A 19,070-nucleotide genomic window follows, 5' to 3' on the forward strand; every position below is an offset into this window, starting at 1 on the left:
CGAAAAAAAGCTTGACCAGAATCAGACGCGCTGGCTGCGGCCAGAGGCTGCCACCAGTGCCATCAGACGTTCGGGGATGTCGTCGAGGGCCATGACTTCATCGACACCGCCCAGGGCGATCGCCTCTCGCGGCATGCCGAAGACCACACAACTCGCCTCATCCTGGGCCAGCGTGGGCGAACCGGCCCGACGCATCTCCAGCAGCCCCACGGCACCATCCTTGCCCATGCCGGTGAGAATCACCCCGATGGCGTTTCGCCCGGCCTGTGTGGAGGCGGAATGGAAAAGTACATCTACCGAGGGGCGGTGGCGATTGACCGGCGGCCCATCGTCGAGCCGGGCCACGTAGTTGGCGCCACTGCGCACCAGTTTCAGGTGGGCATCGCCCGGGGCAATGTAGGCATGCCCCGGCAGCACACGCTCACCATCCGTGGCTTCCTTGACCGATATCTGGCACAAGCGATCGAGCCGCTCGGCAAAGGAGCGGGTGAAGCCACCCGGCATGTGCTGGGTGATCAGGATCGCCGGGCTATTGGCCGGCAGCGGCTCGAGCACGGAGCGGATCGCCTCCGTACCGCCGGTGGAGGCACCGATGATGATCAGCTTTTCGCTCGAGACCAGCGGTGCCTTCAAGGTCGCCCGCGGCACTGCCTGGCTCTGCCGTGCCTGACGTGGACGCGACTTGGCCGCGGCCCGAATCTTTTCGGCGATGTCGTTGGCATAATCCATCATGCCATTGCGTATACCCAGTGCCGGCTTGGCCACGAAATCGACCGCACCCAGCTCCAGTGCCCGAAGCGTGACCTCGGACCCTGCCTGTGTCAGCGACGACACCATCAACACCGGCATGGGCCTCAGGCGCATCAACCGCTCGAGGAAGTCGAGACCGTCCATACGCGGCATTTCGACATCGAGCGTCAGCACATCGGGGTTATGTCGCTTGATGAGATCACGCGCTACCAATGGGTCCGGCGCTACGGCCACGACTTCCATATCCGGCTGGGAGTTGATGATCTCGCTCAGCAGGTCGCGAATCAGCGCCGAGTCATCGACACACAGCACCCGTATCGTGGCTGCACTCAAGACAGACCTCCTTGATGGAAAGGGCCGCTCGACGCGACCCAAGACGAATGACATATAGCTCTAGCATCGGCCTGGAGGGCCAAAACTTTAGCGCCAAATCGACAAGAGATGGCAGGCGGATAGCGGCAAGCATGCTCAGCGCTGATTTGCCAATGTGTAGACAGTCTGCCCCCTTAGTCGAAACACCTTGCTAATGTAGGAAAAATTTTCGGAGTGGCCGGCAAACAGCAACCCGTTGGGCTTGAGCAGCGGGGCAAAGTGCTCGAGAATCCGCGCCTGCGTTTCCTTGTCGAAGTAGATCATCACGTTGCGACAGAAGATCGCATCGAAGGGACCCTTGATCGGCCACTGCGGTGCCAGCAGGTTCATCGACTTGTACTCCACAAGCGACGAGACTTCGGGCCGAATCCTGGCGAATCCCTCGTGTTGCCCCTTGCCCTTCTGGAAGAAACGCTTCACGCGAGCCTCATCGAGCTTGCGCACCTGCTCGAGGGGATAGACCCCCGCCCGGGCGCGCGCCAGGGCTTCGGTATCGATGTCGGTTGCCACCACCCGTGCATCGGCCGCCTTCGAGCCCAGGCTCTCGATCAGCGTCATGGCCAGCGAATAGGGCTCCTCACCAGATGACGCCGCAGCGCTCCAGACTCTCACCGGCCCGCTGACCTGGCGGACGTGCTCGGCCAGCAGCGGAAAATGGTGCATCTCACGAAAGAAAGCCGTGAGATTGGTGGTCAACGCGTTGGTGAACGCCTCCCACTCCCGCGCATCGGGCTGGCGAGCCAGCCTTGCCAGATAATCGCTGAAGCGGGTCAAGCCGTGGAGACGCAGGCGCTTGGCCAATCGACTGTAGACCATCTCGCGCTTGTGCTCGGCCAACACGATGCCCGCACGCTGGTAGATCAGCTTGCGAATCTGGTCGAAATCCTCGTCGGTCAGGATCAGATCACGCTCCAACTGACCCAGTCCGGACCACTGGCCCGAATCGGCACCGGCACCTGAGTCTGTTGTCATCAAAACGTTTCCCACTCTTCATCCACGGATGACACTGGCTTGTCTTGCTTCGCCGGTGTCGGCTTCACCGGCCGGGGATCCTGCTGCGCAGACGGCATGGCGGGCCTGAGACTGGGCTCGCGGGCGGCCGTCTGCGCCGACTTCTTGGGCTCGACCTGCTCAGGACCCGCCCCACGCAAACGGAACACCCGAATGGCCTGGGCCAACTGCTCCGCCTGTTGTTGCAGGTCGCTGGCCGCGCGCGCACTCTGCTGCACACGCTCGGCATTCTGTTGGGTGACCTGGTCCATTTCGGTGATGGCCTGGTTGATCTGGCCGATGCCGCTGCTCTGCTCCTCGGAGGCGGCAGTAATCTCGCCCATGATGCCCTTGACCCGCTGCGAAGCCGCCACCACGTCCACCATGGCGCTCTCGGCTTTCTGCACCAGAGCCGCACCCTCCTTGATCTCGCTGGATGAACCGTCGATCAGTTGGCGAATCTCTTTGGCGGCGTCCGAACTGCGCCCCGCCAGGTTGCGCACCTCGCCGGCCACCACGGCAAAGCCGCGACCCTGCTCACCGGCCCGGGCCGCCTCCACCGAGGCATTCAGGGCGAGGATATTGGTCTGAAAGGCGATACCGTCGATGACGTTGATGATGTCGGTCATCTTGTTGGAGCTGGCGGTGATGCGCTCCATGGTAGCGACCACTTCATGCATCCGCTTACCGGTCTCGTCGACCTGGGCGGCATTCTCGGTGGCCAGGCCGCTGGCCTGGCGGGCATTGTCGGTATTCTGCACTACCGTGGCGGTCATCTCCTCCATGCTGGAAGCGGTCTGCTGCAGTGAGGCGGCCTGTTGTTCGGTACGCGAGGAAAGATCATCGTTACCCTTGGCGATCTCCTGAGCCGAGGGCGTGACCACCTGGATACCGCTACTCAGATCACCAACGATGCCGAGCAAGCTCTTGCGCATGTTGTTCAGGGCGTCCAGCAATCGGCCGACCTCGTCCCGGCGTCGTGCCGGCGCTTTCGCCGTGAGATTGCCAGCCGTAACCTGCAGAGCGAACGATGTCGCCTCGCGTAGTGGCCGAGTCACCGAGCGCAGTGTCCACACCCCAAGCAGCATCAGCAGTGCCAGCCCCACGATCATCAGCGCCCCCTGGGCCAGCAGCATCTGCTGCTGAACTGACTGTGCATCGTTGACCGCTGCCCGGGCCAACCGCCGCTCGCCCGCCACCAGAGTGTCAATCGTGGATGCGACCTCGTCGGCGCTTGCCAGCAATGCCTCTAAGCCATTGTTGAGGGCAAACAGCGCTTCGTAGGCCTCTTCACCACCTAGCGACTCGGCCATTACCAGCAACTGTTGCTGAATGAAGGTGTCGAGTTGCTCCCCGAAGGCCCGGGCCTCGGCAACTCGATTGCCCTCACGCGAGGCGTAATCGGACCACAAGGCGCGCAGCCGCTCAGCCGAATCGAAAAGTGCCGCGGACTGCGCATGTCGCTCCCCCACGATGCTCATGCTGGCCCGAGAAGCGAGTTGGCGGGGCAACTCGGTGGCAAGCCGCCTGATTCGCTGTAGATCCTCAACATTATCGAGCCCATTGTCATTGAGCTGGGCCATGCGCGCCCCCGACTCCTGCAGGCCAAGCCGCCCCATGCCGATACTGACCACCAGCAGCATCAGCGACACGGCGACCATGAGGATGATGCGCGCCTGCATGGTGCGGCTGCTGTCCTTCATCCGCGACAAGGCACCTACCAGACCGCGCCGGCACAGCTGGCCGCGGTCCAACCGCCACTTTCCACCCCGACCTTCACGTATCTCGGCATAGGCCTGCTCAGCCACTTCGATTGCTTCGCGACCGGCCTTGACCCGCACCGATGCATAGCCCACCACCTCGCCTTGATCGAGGATGGGTGTTACCCGGGCATTGACCCAGTAATGGTCGCCGTTCTTGCGGCGGTTCTTGACCAACCCCTGCCAGCTCTCTCCCGCCTTTAACGTCTCCCAAAGATTGGCGAAGGCCGCCTGGGGCATGTCGGGATGACGCACAATGTTATGCGCGGCCCCGAGCAGTTCCTCCTGGGTGAAGCCACATATCGCCACAAATACCTGATTGGCATAAGTGATCCGTCCCTTGAGGTCAGTACGTGAGATCAGGACGTCACTATCCTGGACCGGATACTCCTGCTGGGTTACGGGCTGGTTGTCACGCATGATGATATTCTCTTGACCGTTCAGGTTCATCGGGGCGGCGGCACGATGATGCCGCCCCACCGGAAAGGGAACTTCAACCTCAGAACGAGGCCCACTCCTCTTCACCTTGCCGCGACGCGTTCGATGTTGACGGCTTGTGCCGGTCTCCCGGCATGGGGTCGCGTGGTGCCGGGGCCCCAAGTGCCTTGCGGGCAACCGACTTCAATGCGTCTGCGTCGTCTGCTTGCTGTCCTGCCAGGCGGAAGTGGACCACCGCCTGGCGCAGGCTGGCGGCCTCGGCTTCGAGCTGCGTGGCCGCGGTGGCGGCCTGCTGCACCAGGGTGGCATTCTGCTGGGTCACCTGGTCCATCTGGGTGACGGCCTGGTTAACCTGCCCGATCCCGTTGCTCTGTTCCTGAGAGGCCGAGGCGATCTCGTCCATGATGTCGCTGACGCGCTGTACCGCAGCGACAATTTCGGTCATGGTCTGGCCCGCCGTATCGACCCGCCGGGTGCCGACATCCACCCGTTTCAGCGACGCCTCGATGAGTTGGCGGATCTCGCCGGCGGCGTTGCCGCTGCGTCCCGCCAGGTTGCGCACCTCTTGCGCCACCACGGCGAAGCCACGCCCGTGCTCACCTGCGCGCGCCGCCTCCACCGAGGCATTGAGTGCCAAAATATTGGTCTGGAAGGCGATATTGTCGATCACCTCGATGATGTCCGACATCTTGTGCGAACTTTCATTGATATCGTGCATGGTGGTCACCACCTCGCCCACCACGGTGCCCCCCTGCTTGGCCGTACGTGTCGCCTCGGCGGCCAGCTGGCTGGCCTGACGAGCGTTGTCGGCATTGTGCTCGACGGTCGAAGCCAGCTCTTCCATGCTCGACGCGGTCTCGGCGAGCGAGGCGGCCTGCTGCTCGGTGCGTGAAGAAAGATCGCTGTTGCCCTGGGCAATTTCCTGGGCACCGTGATAGATACCCTCGCTGCTGCTACGCACCGTGTCTACCGTGCCGGAAAACCCTTCCTGCACGTCTGCCAGAGCATTGTAAAGTCGGCCTATTTCGTTGTTGCCGCGCCGCTCCACGCTCTGGGTGAGGTCACCCTCGACGAGCCGTTCGAAGTAACCCACCAATCGATCCAGCGGCTGCAGAACGTTGACAGTGATGCCCCAGACCACACCGCCTGCGGTCATGAGCGTGCCTAACAATACGGCCCAGATGACGAAACGCATCCAACCGGCGGTGAACTCGAAGGTGCGCAACTGCAGCGCCCCGTCGGCACCGGCATGGGGAGCGATCTCGGCCACCGCATTCACCGCCCGCCCGAGGGCGGACAGTCCCAGGGCACTGAGTATCACTACTGCTCCGATGAAGAAAAACAGCACCAACCCCCAACTCAGACGCATGGTCATGTTTTCAAATCGCTTCACGACACTTCCTCGCTTCTAGCCAGGCGTCAGCCTGCCCGGTTGTGAATAATAAGACTTAGCGTGTGGCCAACTGCCCTTGGTGTCCTACTCCGTGGTCTGCTCGACCAGGGCCATTTCGTCACTGGTGAGTAACTTGTCGATGTCGACAATCACCAGCATGCGATCATCGAGACTACCCAACCCGCTGAGGAAATCCGACGACAGGGTGACGCCGAACTCGGGTGCCGGCTTGATCTGGTCGGGCGTGAGCATCATCACATCGGAAACGCCATCCACCACGATACCCACCACTCGGTCTTCGACGTTGACCACGATCACCACGGTCTGTCCGCCATACTCAACCTTGTCGAGATGAAACTTGATGCGCAGGTCGACGATGGGCACGATAACCCCACGCAGGTTGGTCACGCCCTTGATGAAGTCGGGCGCATTGGCAATCCGCGTGACATTCTCGTAGCCGCGGATCTCCTGCACCTTGAGGATATCGACCGCGTACTCCTCCTCGCCAAGCGAGAACACCAGGAATTCACGGTTGTGGGCTTCAGCGGCAGTCAGGGCCGCCTCATTCGTCGAGTTCATGAGGAAGTCTCCAGCTCTTTGTCGGATAAGGCTTCAAGAGATTGGTAGGTACGTTCGGAACGGCGCACCTCCTTCTTGGCACGGCTGAGGCGATGCAGGCCGGTGATATCCAGGATCAAGGCCACGCTGCCATCGCCCAGGATGGTGGCCGCCGATACACCCGGCACCTTGCGATAGTTGGTTTCCAGGTTCTTGACGACCACCTGCTGCTGGCCGACCAGGTCGTCAACCAGCAAGGCGTAGCGACGCCCTTCGCCCTGAACGATGACCGCAATGGACTCGGCCAGCTTGGTCTTGGCGCCGGGCACATCCAGGGCTTCATGGACCGCCACCACCGGCAGATACTCGTCGCGCACCTTGAGCACGACGTCATCCCCCGCCATGGCATACAGGTCATCCTTGGCCGGCTGCAGCGATTCGAGTACCGCCGTGAGTGGAAGGATAAACATCTCATTGCCCACCTTGATGGACATGCCATCAAGGATCGCCAGCGTCAACGGCAACACGATACGAATCCGCGTCCCTTCGCCGGGCTTCGACATGATCTCGACATGGCCGCCCATACCCTGGATGTTGCGCTTGACCACGTCCATGCCGACACCACGGCCGGAAACGTCGGTGACCACCTTGGCGGTGGAGAAGCCCGGTGCGAATATCAGTTGCCAGACATCGTCGTCACTCATGGTGTCGGAGACGGGCAAACCGTTCTCACGCGCCTTGGCCAGCAGCCGGTCGCGGTTCAGACCCGCGCCGTCATCGACCACCTCGATGAGGATATTTCCGCCCTGATGCTGTGCTGAAAGGGTAAGACGCCCGACACGGGGCTTGCCGGCGGCCACGCGTTCCTCCGGCATCTCGATGCCATGGTCGAGGCTGTTGCGCACCAGGTGTGTCAGCGGGTCGATGATTCGTTCGGTCAGACTTTTATCCAGTTCAGTGGACTCGCCCTCGGTGACCAGCTCGATCTCCTTGCCAAGCTTGCCAGCAGTTTCACGGACCACCCGCGGGAAACGACTGAACACGAAATCCATGGGGATCATGCGGATCGACATTACCGACTCCTGCAGGTCCCGGGCATTGCGTTGCAGCAGACTCATGCCGTTGAGCAGGGCGCTGTCGGCAACGGCATCCATATCGCTCACTGTCTGGTCGAGCATCGACTGGGTGATGATCAGCTCGCCCACCAGATTGATTATCTGGTCGACCTTGTCGACGGAAACGCGAATGGAAGCACTCTCTGGCCCCTTGGCCTTGGGCTTGGCGCCGACAGGCTTTGCCACCGACTTCTCGACTGGCTTCTCGTGCGGTTCGGGTGTTTCTACAGCCTTGGCGATAGACGCAGGCGCAGCCGTCGCTGCTGCTGCCTTGTCTACCGCTGCAGGGGCCCCAGCCTCACCTGCCATGCTGATCTGCAGCTGATCGGCGTCGATGATGAAGCACATCACTGCCTCGATATCATCATTGCTTTCGCTGGAGGCAAGCAACACCTCATAGCGCTGTTCGTCGCCCTGGTGCGAGATCACCTCACCCAACTGTCCCAGCTCTTCAACCAACAGTTGGCGATCCTTCTCACCCACGTTCAACAACGTCACGATGCGCTGCCCGTCATCGGCGTTCATATCCGCTTCAGGCGCACTGGCCGGGGCGGGCTCGGGTGCGGGCTTGGCTTTCGCCGTCTGTTGCACGGAACCACCACCGCCCAGGTCTTGCCCGATCTCATCGAGGGCCAGTTGCTGGAGGGTCTGGCAAATACGTTCAAAGGCTTCCTGATCGGGCTCGTCGCCATTGCGGTAGGCGTCTAGCTGATCGCTGAGCATGTCCTTGGTTTCCAGAAAAATATCGACGATATCCCGGCGCAGGGCGAGCTCCCCCTTGCGGGTATGATCGAGCAGGTTCTCGAACAGGTGGGTCGTTTTCTGCAACGCATCGAAACCGAAGGTCCCCGCCCCGCCCTTGATTGAATGAGCGGCCCGGAAGATAGCGTTGAGCTCCTCGGTATCCGGCTCGTCCACGTCAAGCTCCAGGAGGTAGCGTTCCATGTCGGCCAACAGCTCTTCGGCTTCCTCGAAAAAAGTGTCATAGAAATCCGTGATATCCATGCGCGTCCCCACCTGATGTCAGAATATGTTCCTAGCTCCGTTCACTCCGGATTGAGCGAACGACGCAGGCTTTCCGTAAATTGTTCCACTGGCGCCAGTTCCACCTCGCCTTCCAACCGCGAGCTCATGGGACTGGGCACACCTGGGCCGTTGAGGGTGCTGGGCCGACGAATGTACGTAGCCACCTCGGGCAGCAGAACCAGCAGTTCGATCCGGCGATTGTCAGCGTTGAACGGATCGGTTTCCGGCAACGGTACACGGTCGGCGAAGCCGGAAACCCGCAACAACTTGTCCGAATCGAAGCCGCCGGCCACCAGTTCACGACGCGAGGCATTGGCCCGGTCGCTGGACAGCTCCCAGTTGCTGTAGCCGCGGTAGCCACCGGCAAAGGGAAGGCCGTCGGTATGCCCCCCAATGCTCAGGTGGTTGGGCAACTCGTTCAGCAGCGGCGCAATGGTGTGCAGCAGGTTTCGCATGTAAGGCTCTACACGGTCGCTGCCGATGTTGAACATCGGCCGCTGTTCGGTATCCAGCAATTGGATCCGCAGCCCTTCGGGGGTGAGATCGAAGCGCATTTGCTGGCGCAGTTCGCGAAGCTCAGGGTCCAGCTCGATCACCGCCTCGATACGACGCTGCAGGTCCATGAAGAAGCGACGCTGCTGATCGCTGGGCCGGGTCTGACTGCGGGTATCGACCCGCGCCTGCTCACCATCACTGTGTACCGGGTCGGGCCCGCCTCCCGGAATGACCCGGGTGCTGCCCGAGCGATCACCGCCACTGATGGCCGTAGTCAAGGGCGTACTGAAGTAGTCCGCCACTCCCTGACGCTCCTCTTCGCTGGCCACCGAGAGGATCCACATCACCAGGAATAGCGCCATCAAGGCCGTCATGAAGTCAGCGAGTGCAATCTTCCAACTGCCGCCATGATGACCATGGACCACTTTCTTGCGCCGAATGATGATCGGGCGCTTGTCGCCGGTAGCACTCATTCGCCGACTGCACCCGCCTTGGCGTTACGGACATACTCCTCCAGCTCAGAGAAGCCAGGGCGCTCGGCGGTATGTAGCGCCTTGCGGCCAAACTCCACGGCCAGCTGCGGCGCATAGCCATGCAGGCTGGCCAGCAGCGTGATGCGAATGCACTGCAGCATCTTCTCGGCTTCCTTGATCTGTCGCTCGATACTGCTGGCGACTGGATTGATGAAGCCGTAACCCATCAGGATGCCGAGGAAGGTACCGACCAGGGCGTGGGCGATCATCTCACCCATCTGCTCCGGTCCCGCATCGGCATAGGTCAGCGCCTTGACCACGCCCATGACCGCCGCAACGATGCCGAATGCCGGCATGGCGTCACCCACCTTGGCAATGGCATCAGCGGGAATATGCGCTTCCTGCTCGAAGGTCTCGATCTCATGGAGCATCAGCTCATCGATCTCCATGGGGTCCATGCCGCCACTGACCATCAGGCGCAGATAGTCGGTAAGGAAATCCATGATCATCGGATCTGCCAGGACCCTGGGATGCTCCTGGAACAGGGCACTCTCCTTGGGGTTGTCGATATCCCGTTCGATGCCGAGCATGCCCTCGCGGCGGATCTTGCCCAGCAGCTTGAATTGCACCGCGAGCAGTTCCATGTACATCGCTTTGTTGTACTTGCGGGTTCGCTTGAGCTTGGGAAAGATCTTGAAGGTGGCCTTGATCGCCTTACCATTGTTCGCCGCGATGAAAGCGCCCACACCCGCCCCGCCGATCATCAGCAGTTCGGTCGGCTGGTAGAGCGGACCGAGGAAACCTCCGGCGAGCACATAGCCGCCGAAGACGCAGAGTATGACGACCAGATAGCCAATCAAAATCAGCACAACCGATATCCTTAATAGGAACGCGACTCGTCGATATTCCAGTTTATCGGCCAAGCCTGCCTGGACTTAAGGCCGATGCCGCAAAAAGCATAAGAAAAAACGCGAAAAACAACGCCGCCCCGGCACAGGGCCGGGGCGGCGAAGGGGTCCGGCCAAAGCCGGATGGCGCTAGAAATCTGCCTGCCCCAGCAGCGCTCGGTCAGTTGGCGCACCGCGCAGCGGGCAACTCGACCACCTCGGAAGCCAGCTGTGCCGCCTCTCTTTCGCGACGCTTGCGCGTCTTGCCCGCGCGAGAGGGGGGCATGCAGATACCGCAGACGTAATCATGGTCCGGCGAGTGGGCATGTGCCACAAAGTTTCCGTTGCATTGGGTGCAGGCCGACAGTTGCAACAGATCGCTCTCGAAGAATCGCACCAGGGTCCAGGCACGGGTCAGGCCCAGCACCGGCTCGACCTGATCGATGCTCACCTGCTCGCTGTAGAGCCGATAGGCGGTGACGAAGGCTTGCATTCGCTCACACCGCTGATCTTCTCGCAGGCTGCGGAAAATATTATAGAACAGCGAGGCGTGCACGTTCGGCAGCCAGGTGATGAACCAGTCGGTGGAGAAAGGCAGCATCCCCTTGGGGGGCGACATGCCACGCACTTCTTTGAACAGTCGTATCAGACGCGCACGACTCAAGTCGGTCTCGGTCTCCAGCACCTGCAGGCGCGCACCCAGCTCGATCAGTTCGATGGCTAGCTGCACCTGCTGCATTTCCGTGATGAGGCTCTTCTGCTGTGTCATGCCTCTCCCCCCCGCGCAATGGATGCGGTCCCACGCCCTGCCATCAGCAGCGAAGCATGAAACTGCGACAATCCATTGTCACGGGGGTTAGCGACGACTTGACGCAACTGCTCGGCGCCATCAAGCCCGAAATGGCACAGCAATTGGTTGGTACGGGCCAACCGAGCCAGTTGGGCGGCACCCAGCGACAGCAGCAGGTGCGCGGTTTCGTCATCGAGTTTCAAGCGAAACATCGCGGCGGGCCGGTCATCGTTGAGCAGACGCTGTGCCAGCAACAGATAGGCAAGGTTGATTTCCTGAATGTCATCCAGGTGATTCGTGGTCATCATATCGGTTCCCTGCACGCGATTACGCGTGTCCTTATATTTTTTTATACGTTCTCTCACGAGCGCAGCGACTGCCGATGAAGCGCATCAGCAAAAGCCGGAACAGCACCCATAAGGACGTGCTTTTCTACGGAACCCATTGTGAGGTTTTGAAACTGCGTTGCCAACCAGCCAAAAGCACTGCACTACCACTGCCTGTGATCAAGAAAATCATCCCAAGGTTAATTTTGGTAATGAATTTGTCGTAAGGCAAATAAAGGGCGCATTAAGAGATTGACAAACGACAAGGAAAATATTTCTTGTAACACTAAATAACTTTTCTTTACATATTTTATCTTTCTTGCTGCGCGTCAGAGAGCTCATAGACCCACACCAGCAGCTCGGCTATGGCCTGGTAGAGCATCGGCGGAATCCGCTCATCGAGGTCCAGGCCCATCAGCAGCGACACAAGCTCCGGGGCATCATGCACGTAGACCCCCTGACGCTTAGCCTCGGCCAGAATACGATCGGCCATGTCACCGTAGCCTTTCGCCAGGACCCGAGGCGCATCATCGCCATCACGGTAGGCCAGGGCAATTGCCTGGCGACGTTTCTCAGGGCCCGGCTCCGTCATCGGAGACCTCCTCGTGCACTAGCCGGGTAGCGATGAGCACCTTCGTCAAGCCGGCGGCTCTCAACCGCTCCTCGAGCTTGGCGACGCCTCCCTGCAGAGTGGCCAATATGGCATCGTCGTGTACCTTCAACTCCAGCCTGACATCGCTGTCTCGCAGCCACATCGCTACGCGGATGTCACCAAGGCTAGGCACCCTGAGCTGGAGCTCGGAGTGCCAGGTTTCCGGCTGCGCATCACTGTCATCGCCACCCTCTTCCTCTTCACCGTGTCGCCTGGCGCCGGCAGGCAGCTGCACCATCAACGCCATGAAAATGCCCGACCAGACATCTCCCTCCCAGCGCAGCATCGGTGTCACCAGCATTTCCAACTGGTGTCGCACCACACCCTGGAGGCTCTCATGTACCGCCTCGCCACCTGCCGGCCGCAGCCGAGCCTGGCTATCGCCCGCCTCACGCCCGGCGATAGCCTCGGCGCCGGCGAGTTGCCCCAGAGCGGCGGCGCCACGCCCGGTGGTGGCCGTGTCGCGCAGTGGCGAAGCCGTGTTTTGCATGGCGTCACTAGCCCCTGGGACTCCCCCTGCCCCGCCAGGTAGTGCGCCGGTAGCAGCATACGTGCCGGCCTGGGCTGCCTGGCCTTGAGCAGGCCCGCTACCGGCAGCCAGCGATGGTGACAGCGTGCCGGGCACAGCGGCGAACAGGGTCCCCGGAGCTGTCGGTCCGGTGGCAGCTCGAGCATCCGGGGCCGTTGCAGCGGGAGCCGTGGACGCCGGTGAAAAGCGCAGGGTTCGCCACATCTGTGGCTCACGCTCCAACTGCTGGCGGGTGACTTCACCACGATACCAGCGCGACAGATGGGATTCGTAGAACAGCCCGCTGTCGCGCACACCGGCCTGCAGCCGGCTCGCCAGCGTCGTCGCACTCGGCGCCTCGTCCAGCGCCATCAACGGCGAAGGGCTGCTGAGCACCGATGGTGGCGCCGGATAGCGTACCAATAAATCGGCAATGGTTCGTGCAGAAGGGCTGAAGTGGGTCTGGATGGAAGCAGGCGGGCGGGCGGCATCTGCCTGGCCGGGAGGCGCCTCACCTCGCTGTTGCGGCGAGGAGGCACCGGGCAACGGTGTCGTGGCGGGGCGGCGCCCCTCCAGCCGCGAATCGCTGTGTAACGCTCGGGGGCCCTCTCCCGGGTCGACGGCGCGAACCGGCTCGTTCAGGTCACGAAGCGGCGCCGTATCGACACGCTTACCCAACACCTGATGGAGCAGCGTATCCAGTAGTGGCGTGATGCCACTCACGAGATTCCCTGGCCGAAGTCATCGGAGGCGCTAGCCACTGACGAGGCCTGCCTGCCATAGCTGCGATGCAGCTCACGCTTTCGGCGCGTGCTGCCCATCAGTTGGCCCAGCTCATCGCGGCGCATCATCAGTTGCTCGCGAATCGCCATGTCATCGGCCAGGATCGACTCAAGCAACTCGGCCTTGCGCTCCGCATCGCTGTCACTCAGCGGCGCTTCGGCATCGAGCCGCCTAAGCCGTTCCGCCAGTTGCAGATAGTCGGTTTGCCGCTTGATCAACGTCTCCCACTCGCCGCTGCGTGCCAGCTCTAGCATTACCGCCACCTGCTTTTGCAACTGAGCGTAGCCGGCGATCACCGCTTCTGGACCACCGGCATTCGTCTTCATCATGTCAGCCCTGCGCCCCGTTGTTGCCGATTTCGCGCCACGCCGAGGCGATGTCCTCAAGCAACTGCTCGGCCTGGTCGAGACTCTCCTGATCGTTATGCAGGTTCGCCGCCAGCAGCAGCCGGGCGGTATAGTCATACAACGACCCGAGGCGCTCGGCGATCTCGCCGCCCTTCTCGGTATCCAGCGCCGCCAGGAGGCCATTGTTGACGATATCCAGCGCCTTGGAGATGGCCTTGCCCTTCTCCGCGATATTACCGGCCTGCATGTGGATGCGGGCGGCGCGCACGGCCCCCTGGGCGCCGTCGAACAGCATCACGATCAACTGATGCGGGCTTGCCGACATCACGCCGCTCTCCACGCCGACCCGGGCATAGGCCCCGGCCCCGCGGCCATAGGCGGCAGCTCCTCGTATGGTACTCATGGCAGTCATTCTCCTGTCGTGGTCGACTGTCGTGATATGAGACCGGCCGGGCAAAAACACCCTGACTCCGTCAGCCGATTATTTCTTGCGCCCCAACTGAGCGTTCATCATGTCGAACTGCTGGAACAGATAGTCACTGGTCTGGTTCATGGTGGCGATCATGCTGTCCAGTTGGCCGAACTGGATCCGATAGCGGTCGATGGTTTTCTCGATGCTGCGCTCCATGCGCTCGAAGCGGTCGGCCAAACTGCTGAGGCGCGACTCAAGACCGCGCTTGGCGTTGTTCAGCAGACCTCGATCGCCGAGCATTTGATCCAGCGACTGGTTGAGCTTGCCGGCCATGCCGCCGGCCTTGTCCTGGCCGGCGAAGAAAGCTGACAGCGCCCCGGGCTGATTGGCGACGATGTCGCTCAGGCGATCCTCATCGAGCTTGAGGGTGCCGTCACGCTGCAGCTTGATACCGAGATCCGACAGCATGCGCAGCTCGCCTTCGCCCACACCGCCGTTCAGCACGCTGCGCATCCGGTTTTCTACGGTGCGCAGCGTGCTGTCACCCAGCAGTTCGCCCGCATCCCCGGTGTCGGCATTGAATTTCGTCAATCCGCTGATTGTGCCGCGCATGTCGTTGTAGGCCTTGACGAAACCGCTGACGGCCTCACGAATCGCCAGAGTGTTTCGCTCCACAACGACGGTGACAGAAGACCCTTCGGCAGTCGTTTCGGTAAGGTCTAGCGTCACCCCCTGGATGGCGCCCTTCACCTGGTTGGATTGACTGACGATATCAATACCGTTGACCTTCAGCTGAGCATCCTGGGCGGTGACAACAGGCTCTACGGCGAAGGCCAGCTTGCCGGCCAGGTCGCCTTCGATGCTGTCGATCTCTACCGCTGACTCCGTACCGGTCTTGTCGGAGGTGATCACGAGCCGGTACGGCTCACCGCTGCCGTCATTGACAATAGATGCCGTCACGCCGGACTTGCTTTCATTGATTGCATTACGGATGTCATTCAATGAGCTTTTTCCCGGCTCAAGGATAATGCTCAAAGGCTCGCCATTGCCGAGTTTCAACGAAATCGTACCCGCCCCTAACTGCTCCTCCCGGTCAGCCACTCCGACTGAAGCGATGCTCTGGGCACGCGCCAGCTGCGTGACGGCAACATCAAAGCGTCCGGGCTGGGCATCGGCGCCAGCTGCCGCCTTCACGCCGCTCCCCGTCACACTACTGCCCACGCTCTGGAAGAACTTGGCATCATTGAGCTTGGTTGCCGCGCTCTGGAAGGTCGCCAGGACGCCCTGCAGCTTGCCATAGGCCGAGATCCTGGCCTGATGGCTTTTCTGCTGCAGCTTGATCGGCTCGAGCTTGCCACGCTCAGCGACATTGAGCTGATCCAGAAGTCCGTTCAGGTCGAGCCCTGACCCGATACCCAGTGACGTGATTGTGGTCATGATGGTTCCTTTGTCATCCCGGCTATTCTGCCAGGCCCGGCGCCAGGGGTTCTGGCGAAAAGCCCGCAACCTTGGGGTTATTTCCCTTCATCGGCAAAACGGCCGACAACTTTAATGGTAGGCCAAACCGTCAATGGCATGTCGCGCCTGACACCCGGCGGCTACGCCATGTTCAGGTCGAGATGGGGATTTCTTCGATGGGCTCGCCCAGCCGGGCTATCACATTGCCGCGCAACACCTCGCCGAGCGCCTCGCCCGGAGGCTCCAAGGCGTCGGTGAGCTGTACCTGGAACGGCTTGCCCTGCTGGTCGAGCCGCTGAATCCATGCCATATCGCCATTGGCAAAGCGCACCAGCGAACCGATCGGCCGCAAGCCGAAACACTGGATATAGCGCTTAACCCAGCGCGGATCGAACTGACTGGGATGGCTGAGCAAGTGCCGATACACGGCATCGATGCGCCAGGCCGGGCGGTCGGGACGGTCGCGACGCATGGCGTCGACCACGTCCACGACCGCGCTCATGCGGGAGAGCTCCTGTAATCGGTCGCCACCATGCCCGGCCGGGTAACCGCTGCCGTCAAGGCGCTCGTTGATCCCTTCCACCACCGCCTTGACCACGCCTGCGGAGAGCCATTGGCAACCGGCCAAGGCTCTCATCAGTAACGGCACATGCATCTGCAGTTGGGCGTAGCCGCCCGCATCGAGTGAGGCGGCCGACAGCAAGTCGCAGGACACCAGCCCTTTTCCCAGGTCATGCACCATGGCGCTGGACGCCAGGGCCTTACGTACATCACGCGCCAGCGTACTGCCATTCACAAGGGCCACAATGTGCACGGCCACGGCGAGCCCATGGCGGACCAGCAAAGGCTCACGGCCAAGACAGCGGGTCGCGAACAGCAGCGCCTCCATGTCCTCATCGGCCAGCATCAACAACATGTCGGCATGCCGGGAAAGCTGGACCGAGTCGATACCACCCCCTTGCTGCAACTCCAGCAACTGGGCGTCCAAGTAACCGGCCACCCGCGTCAGGCGACGCGCCATGGGGGTGGGATAGCTCAGCAGGTTGCGCCGACCCACCCGTACCGAGGCGGCCGCTTGCCCCTGGAAGAGCATGGAGGGTCGGCGTCCGACATCCGCCTCTTCCGCATGGCGCAACGACTCGCGTTCGATCTCGTGCACGAAAAACCACAGCTTGCGTTCCTGCTCGGCATTGCAGCCTTCGAATCGAAAGCCGACACGCATCGTCTGACGGTCACTATCGGCGACGGTATGACAGGCAGTTGCCTTGACCACGAAACGTGTGCCGTTGGGAAAACAGAGTTCGATCTCGATTGGTGCCGCCGAAGAGAGCAGCGTCGCGGCAGAGGCCGGCAACTCGAGTTGGCACCCCTGCTGGGAAAGATCCTTGAGGTCGCCCTGAACGGTCGCCCCGGCTTCGCCGCGCAGGATGGCTCCCACCTCCATGCCCAGCCGAAGCCGAGCCCGAAACGCCTCGCGGCGCTGCATCTCCTCAAGATAGAGAGGGTATTCGCAGTGGAAGACCACCCTGCCGTCGACGATTTCGCTATCCACCGTCTTGAGCAACGGTGTGCGCACGATCTTGCCCTGAATCTGGCCCAACAGGCGAAAGCCCAGCCCCCGCTTGAGTTCACCGCCGATCTCACGCACTGCAGTGATATCCATAACCAGCGATTTCGCCGGAACCTGCTCCATCAGCACCACCGGAAGTGGTGTACTCTCGGGCTGGTCGAGCAGCAGCGATGCTCCACCCGGCTGGATCAACGCATCCAGCAGTGATTCGATGTCGGCCGGATTGCCGACTCGAACAAAGTCTTCTTGTGCCTGCGCCATCCTTGCCTCTTATGCATGGTAAAGAGCCTCACCTCGCAGGACGTGCATTCGGAAATGTCATGCTGCAAGCCAACGAAGTGCGCCAGCACGCCTGTCGGATCGCGCACCGGCGCCAGGTAGAGGTTGTTCCAGAAAAGCGAACCATCCTTGCAACAGTTGCATAGAGCGACGTCCAACTCCGTGCATCCGGCCAGGGCATGACGAACCGGTCAATGGCATCGGGGTCGGCTTCACAGCTTCTTCGCCCCCTGTCCGCGAATGACGCCTGATAGCAGGTCTATCGGCAGCGAGGCAAAACTCTTGAGGCCCCGTTGCAACCAGCCTTTCGAAGGTTGGGAAGCCGGCGTACCAATCGAGAGGGCCGATCGTCAAGCGCGGATCATCCATAACGCGGGAGAAACGCTGGAGATACGCTGGAGAAAGGGAAGAGACGCCCGCGTCAGCTCGGCGGAGGCTCAGATGCCATGACGCAGTTTCGCCCGGCATGCTTGGCGCGATAGAGCGCGTCATCGGCGCGCCTGAGCGCATCCTGGGCAGGCTCGTCCTGCCTCAGTTGGGTCACGCCGATGCTGGTTGTCAGCGGAATGCGCTGCTGCTCACAGTCGAGAAATTCGAAGGATTCAACGGCAAAGCGGATCCGCTCTGCAATTTCCATCGCTCCCGCATGGTCGCTGCCAAGCAGCAGCACCACAAACTCCTCACCACCATAGCGCGCCGTACAGTCGTGCTTGCGCGTCTGCCTGACCAAAACATCGGCGAACTGACTTAACACGCCGTCACCTACGGAGTGCCCGAAGGTATCGTTGATCTGCTTGAACTCGTCCAGGTCCAGCATCAGCAGCGAGCAGGGCACGCTGCCGGCACAATCCAGCCTCTCGGTGTCGCGCTGCCAGGCCTGGATCTTGTCCAGATGCACCTCCAGGGCACCGCGGTTGAACAAGCCCGTCAACGGGTCATGAGTGGCCTGACGATAAAGCCGCAGCAGCAGACTGAGCTGGAAATGGTTGGCCGCCATGGACACCGCCAGAAGACTGGAAAGCAGCCAGAACGCCTCCACACCACGCCCGGTCAGCCAACTGCCGTCGACTATCTGGGAAAATACCAGCAGTGCCAGCAGGGCGATGCCGGCGAACAGCGATTCAAGAAGCGTGAAGGGGAAAACGCTGAGAGACGCAACCAGCAGGAAAGGAATGAAGCTGTAACCCACCAAATTATGTAACTCATTCGAGGGCAACATGACCAGCACCAGGGTATAAAACGCTGCGGGCAGCGCCAGCAGCATGCTGGCACAGAAGCGGATGCGGCGGATTCTCTCCTGGCTGAACAGGGCCAGCAGCAGCACCACCACCAGGCTCAACATAAGCACGACTCGTCCTACCAACGTGTACCTTAGCAACGTCGCGGGCAACACCAGAGCGTCCACCACTATCCACAGCGGTGAAAGCACGGCAAAGATGATACCCAGCGCCAACACGCGGCTGCGCAGGTAGCGAGCATGGGCGAAGGCAAAGTCGCGGGAGTGATGGCGGCTACTGAAGGTATCGCGCAGCGAACTAAAACCGACGAAGAGCTCATGCCCCGCCTCGGGCGGCTCGGCCAGCAGATCGAGCTGGCGGGCACGTCGATCGCTGTTCCGCGTTTCCTTCAGTTTGCTGAAGATCATCGAATGACCTCTGGTTAGCAGGCCTTTCACCACGAGCAGCCCA

Annotated in this window: 17 protein-coding genes; all 17 read right to left on the minus strand. The window is 61.4% G+C overall.

From position 1 onward, the window contains the following. Positions 1-21: 21 nt before the first annotated feature. Complete coding sequence (locus DU490_RS11465; RefSeq protein WP_114574426.1) at positions 22-1,083, minus strand: chemotaxis response regulator protein-glutamate methylesterase; 1,062 nt, start codon at positions 1,081-1,083, stop codon at positions 22-24. Between the two features lie 135 nt (positions 1,084-1,218). Beyond that, positions 1,219-2,094, minus strand: coding sequence for a CheR family methyltransferase (locus DU490_RS11470; RefSeq protein ID WP_114574427.1), 876 nt, complete (start codon positions 2,092-2,094; stop codon positions 1,219-1,221). Further along, the gene (locus tag DU490_RS11475) at positions 2,094-4,292 is read right to left on the minus strand and encodes a PAS domain-containing methyl-accepting chemotaxis protein (protein WP_114574474.1); all 2,199 of its coding nucleotides are present in this window, start codon (positions 4,290-4,292) and stop codon (positions 2,094-2,096) included. Before DU490_RS11475 ends, DU490_RS11470 begins: the two co-directional genes overlap by 1 nt. 79 nt (positions 4,293-4,371) lie before the next feature. Next, complete coding sequence (locus tag DU490_RS11480) at positions 4,372-5,703, minus strand: methyl-accepting chemotaxis protein (protein ID WP_258801640.1); 1,332 nt, start codon at positions 5,701-5,703, stop codon at positions 4,372-4,374. 84 nt (positions 5,704-5,787) lie between these two features. After that, complete coding sequence (locus DU490_RS11485; protein ID WP_114574429.1) at positions 5,788-6,282, minus strand: chemotaxis protein CheW; 495 nt, start codon at positions 6,280-6,282, stop codon at positions 5,788-5,790. After that, positions 6,279-8,381 (minus strand): chemotaxis protein CheA, encoded by a 2,103-nt coding sequence (cheA, locus tag DU490_RS11490; protein ID WP_114574430.1) that lies wholly within the window; start codon positions 8,379-8,381, stop codon positions 6,279-6,281. Before cheA ends, DU490_RS11485 begins: the two co-directional genes overlap by 4 nt. 41 nt (positions 8,382-8,422) lie before the next feature. Then, positions 8,423-9,370 carry a flagellar motor protein MotB gene (gene motB / locus DU490_RS11495; protein ID WP_114574431.1) on the minus strand — a complete coding sequence of 316 codons (948 nt, stop codon included), beginning with the start codon at positions 9,368-9,370 and terminating at the stop codon, positions 8,423-8,425. Continuing rightward, positions 9,367-10,239 (minus strand): flagellar motor stator protein MotA, encoded by an 873-nt coding sequence (gene motA, locus DU490_RS11500; RefSeq protein WP_114574432.1) that lies wholly within the window; start codon positions 10,237-10,239, stop codon positions 9,367-9,369. Before motA ends, motB begins: the two co-directional genes overlap by 4 nt. Positions 10,240-10,438: 199 nt before the next feature. Then, positions 10,439-11,026, minus strand: coding sequence for a flagellar transcriptional regulator FlhC (flhC, locus tag DU490_RS11505; protein WP_114574433.1), 588 nt, complete (start codon positions 11,024-11,026; stop codon positions 10,439-10,441). Continuing rightward, entirely contained in the window at positions 11,023-11,355 is a 333-nt protein-coding gene (flhD, locus tag DU490_RS11510; RefSeq protein WP_114574434.1) for a flagellar transcriptional regulator FlhD, read from the minus strand. The genes flhC and flhD overlap by 4 nt, the downstream gene beginning before the upstream one ends. A gap of 328 nt (positions 11,356-11,683) precedes the next feature. Then, a complete protein-coding gene (locus tag DU490_RS11515) occupies positions 11,684-11,965 on the minus strand; it encodes an EscU/YscU/HrcU family type III secretion system export apparatus switch protein (protein WP_114574435.1) in 282 nt (93 codons plus the stop codon). Continuing rightward, complete coding sequence (locus tag DU490_RS11520) at positions 11,946-13,256, minus strand: flagellar hook-length control protein FliK (RefSeq protein ID WP_114574436.1); 1,311 nt, start codon at positions 13,254-13,256, stop codon at positions 11,946-11,948. The genes DU490_RS11515 and DU490_RS11520 overlap by 20 nt, the downstream gene beginning before the upstream one ends. Next, on the minus strand, positions 13,253-13,645 hold the full coding sequence (locus DU490_RS11525) for a flagellar protein FliT (RefSeq protein WP_114574437.1): 393 nt from the start codon (positions 13,643-13,645) through the stop codon (positions 13,253-13,255). Before DU490_RS11525 ends, DU490_RS11520 begins: the two co-directional genes overlap by 4 nt. A 1-nt stretch (position 13,646) precedes the next feature. Further along, positions 13,647-14,066, minus strand: coding sequence for a flagellar export chaperone FliS (gene fliS, locus DU490_RS11530; protein WP_114574438.1), 420 nt, complete (start codon positions 14,064-14,066; stop codon positions 13,647-13,649). A gap of 78 nt (positions 14,067-14,144) precedes the next feature. Further along, a complete protein-coding gene (gene fliD, locus DU490_RS11535; RefSeq protein ID WP_114574439.1) occupies positions 14,145-15,512 on the minus strand; it encodes a flagellar filament capping protein FliD in 1,368 nt (455 codons plus the stop codon). Positions 15,513-15,684: 172 nt separating this feature from the next. Beyond that, a complete protein-coding gene (locus DU490_RS11540) occupies positions 15,685-17,364 on the minus strand; it encodes a PilZ domain-containing protein (protein ID WP_114574440.1) in 1,680 nt (559 codons plus the stop codon). Positions 17,365-17,803: 439 nt separating this feature from the next. Further along, positions 17,804-19,027 (minus strand): diguanylate cyclase, encoded by a 1,224-nt coding sequence (locus DU490_RS11545; protein ID WP_114574441.1) that lies wholly within the window; start codon positions 19,025-19,027, stop codon positions 17,804-17,806. Positions 19,028-19,070: the final 43 nt, after the last annotated feature.

Source organism: Halomonas sp. DQ26W, from assembly GCF_003339685.1.
GTDB lineage: Bacteria > Pseudomonadota > Gammaproteobacteria > Pseudomonadales > Halomonadaceae > Halomonas.

Coding starts and splice junctions, on each gene's coding strand:
- flhC (WP_114574433.1), bottom strand. CDS start 11,026: ATGACACAGCAGAAGAGCCTCATCACGGAAATGCAGCAGGTGCAGCTA.
- flhD (WP_114574434.1), bottom strand. CDS start 11,355: ATGATGACCACGAATCACCTGGATGACATTCAGGAAATCAACCTTGCC.
- DU490_RS11515 (WP_114574435.1), bottom strand. CDS start 11,965: ATGACGGAGCCGGGCCCTGAGAAACGTCGCCAGGCAATTGCCCTGGCC.
- cheA (WP_114574430.1), bottom strand. CDS start 8,381: ATGGATATCACGGATTTCTATGACACTTTTTTCGAGGAAGCCGAAGAG.
- DU490_RS11540 (WP_114574440.1), bottom strand. CDS start 17,364: ATGGCGCAGGCACAAGAAGACTTTGTTCGAGTCGGCAATCCGGCCGAC.
- DU490_RS11545 (WP_114574441.1), bottom strand. CDS start 19,027: ATGATCTTCAGCAAACTGAAGGAAACGCGGAACAGCGATCGACGTGCC.
- DU490_RS11470 (WP_114574427.1), bottom strand. CDS start 2,094: ATGACAACAGACTCAGGTGCCGGTGCCGATTCGGGCCAGTGGTCCGGA.
- fliS (WP_114574438.1), bottom strand. CDS start 14,066: ATGAGTACCATACGAGGAGCTGCCGCCTATGGCCGCGGGGCCGGGGCC.
- fliD (WP_114574439.1), bottom strand. CDS start 15,512: ATGACCACAATCACGTCACTGGGTATCGGGTCAGGGCTCGACCTGAAC.
- DU490_RS11485 (WP_114574429.1), bottom strand. CDS start 6,282: ATGAACTCGACGAATGAGGCGGCCCTGACTGCCGCTGAAGCCCACAAC.
- motB (WP_114574431.1), bottom strand. CDS start 9,370: ATGAGTGCTACCGGCGACAAGCGCCCGATCATCATTCGGCGCAAGAAA.
- DU490_RS11475 (WP_114574474.1), bottom strand. CDS start 4,292: ATGCGTGACAACCAGCCCGTAACCCAGCAGGAGTATCCGGTCCAGGAT.
- DU490_RS11525 (WP_114574437.1), bottom strand. CDS start 13,645: ATGATGAAGACGAATGCCGGTGGTCCAGAAGCGGTGATCGCCGGCTAC.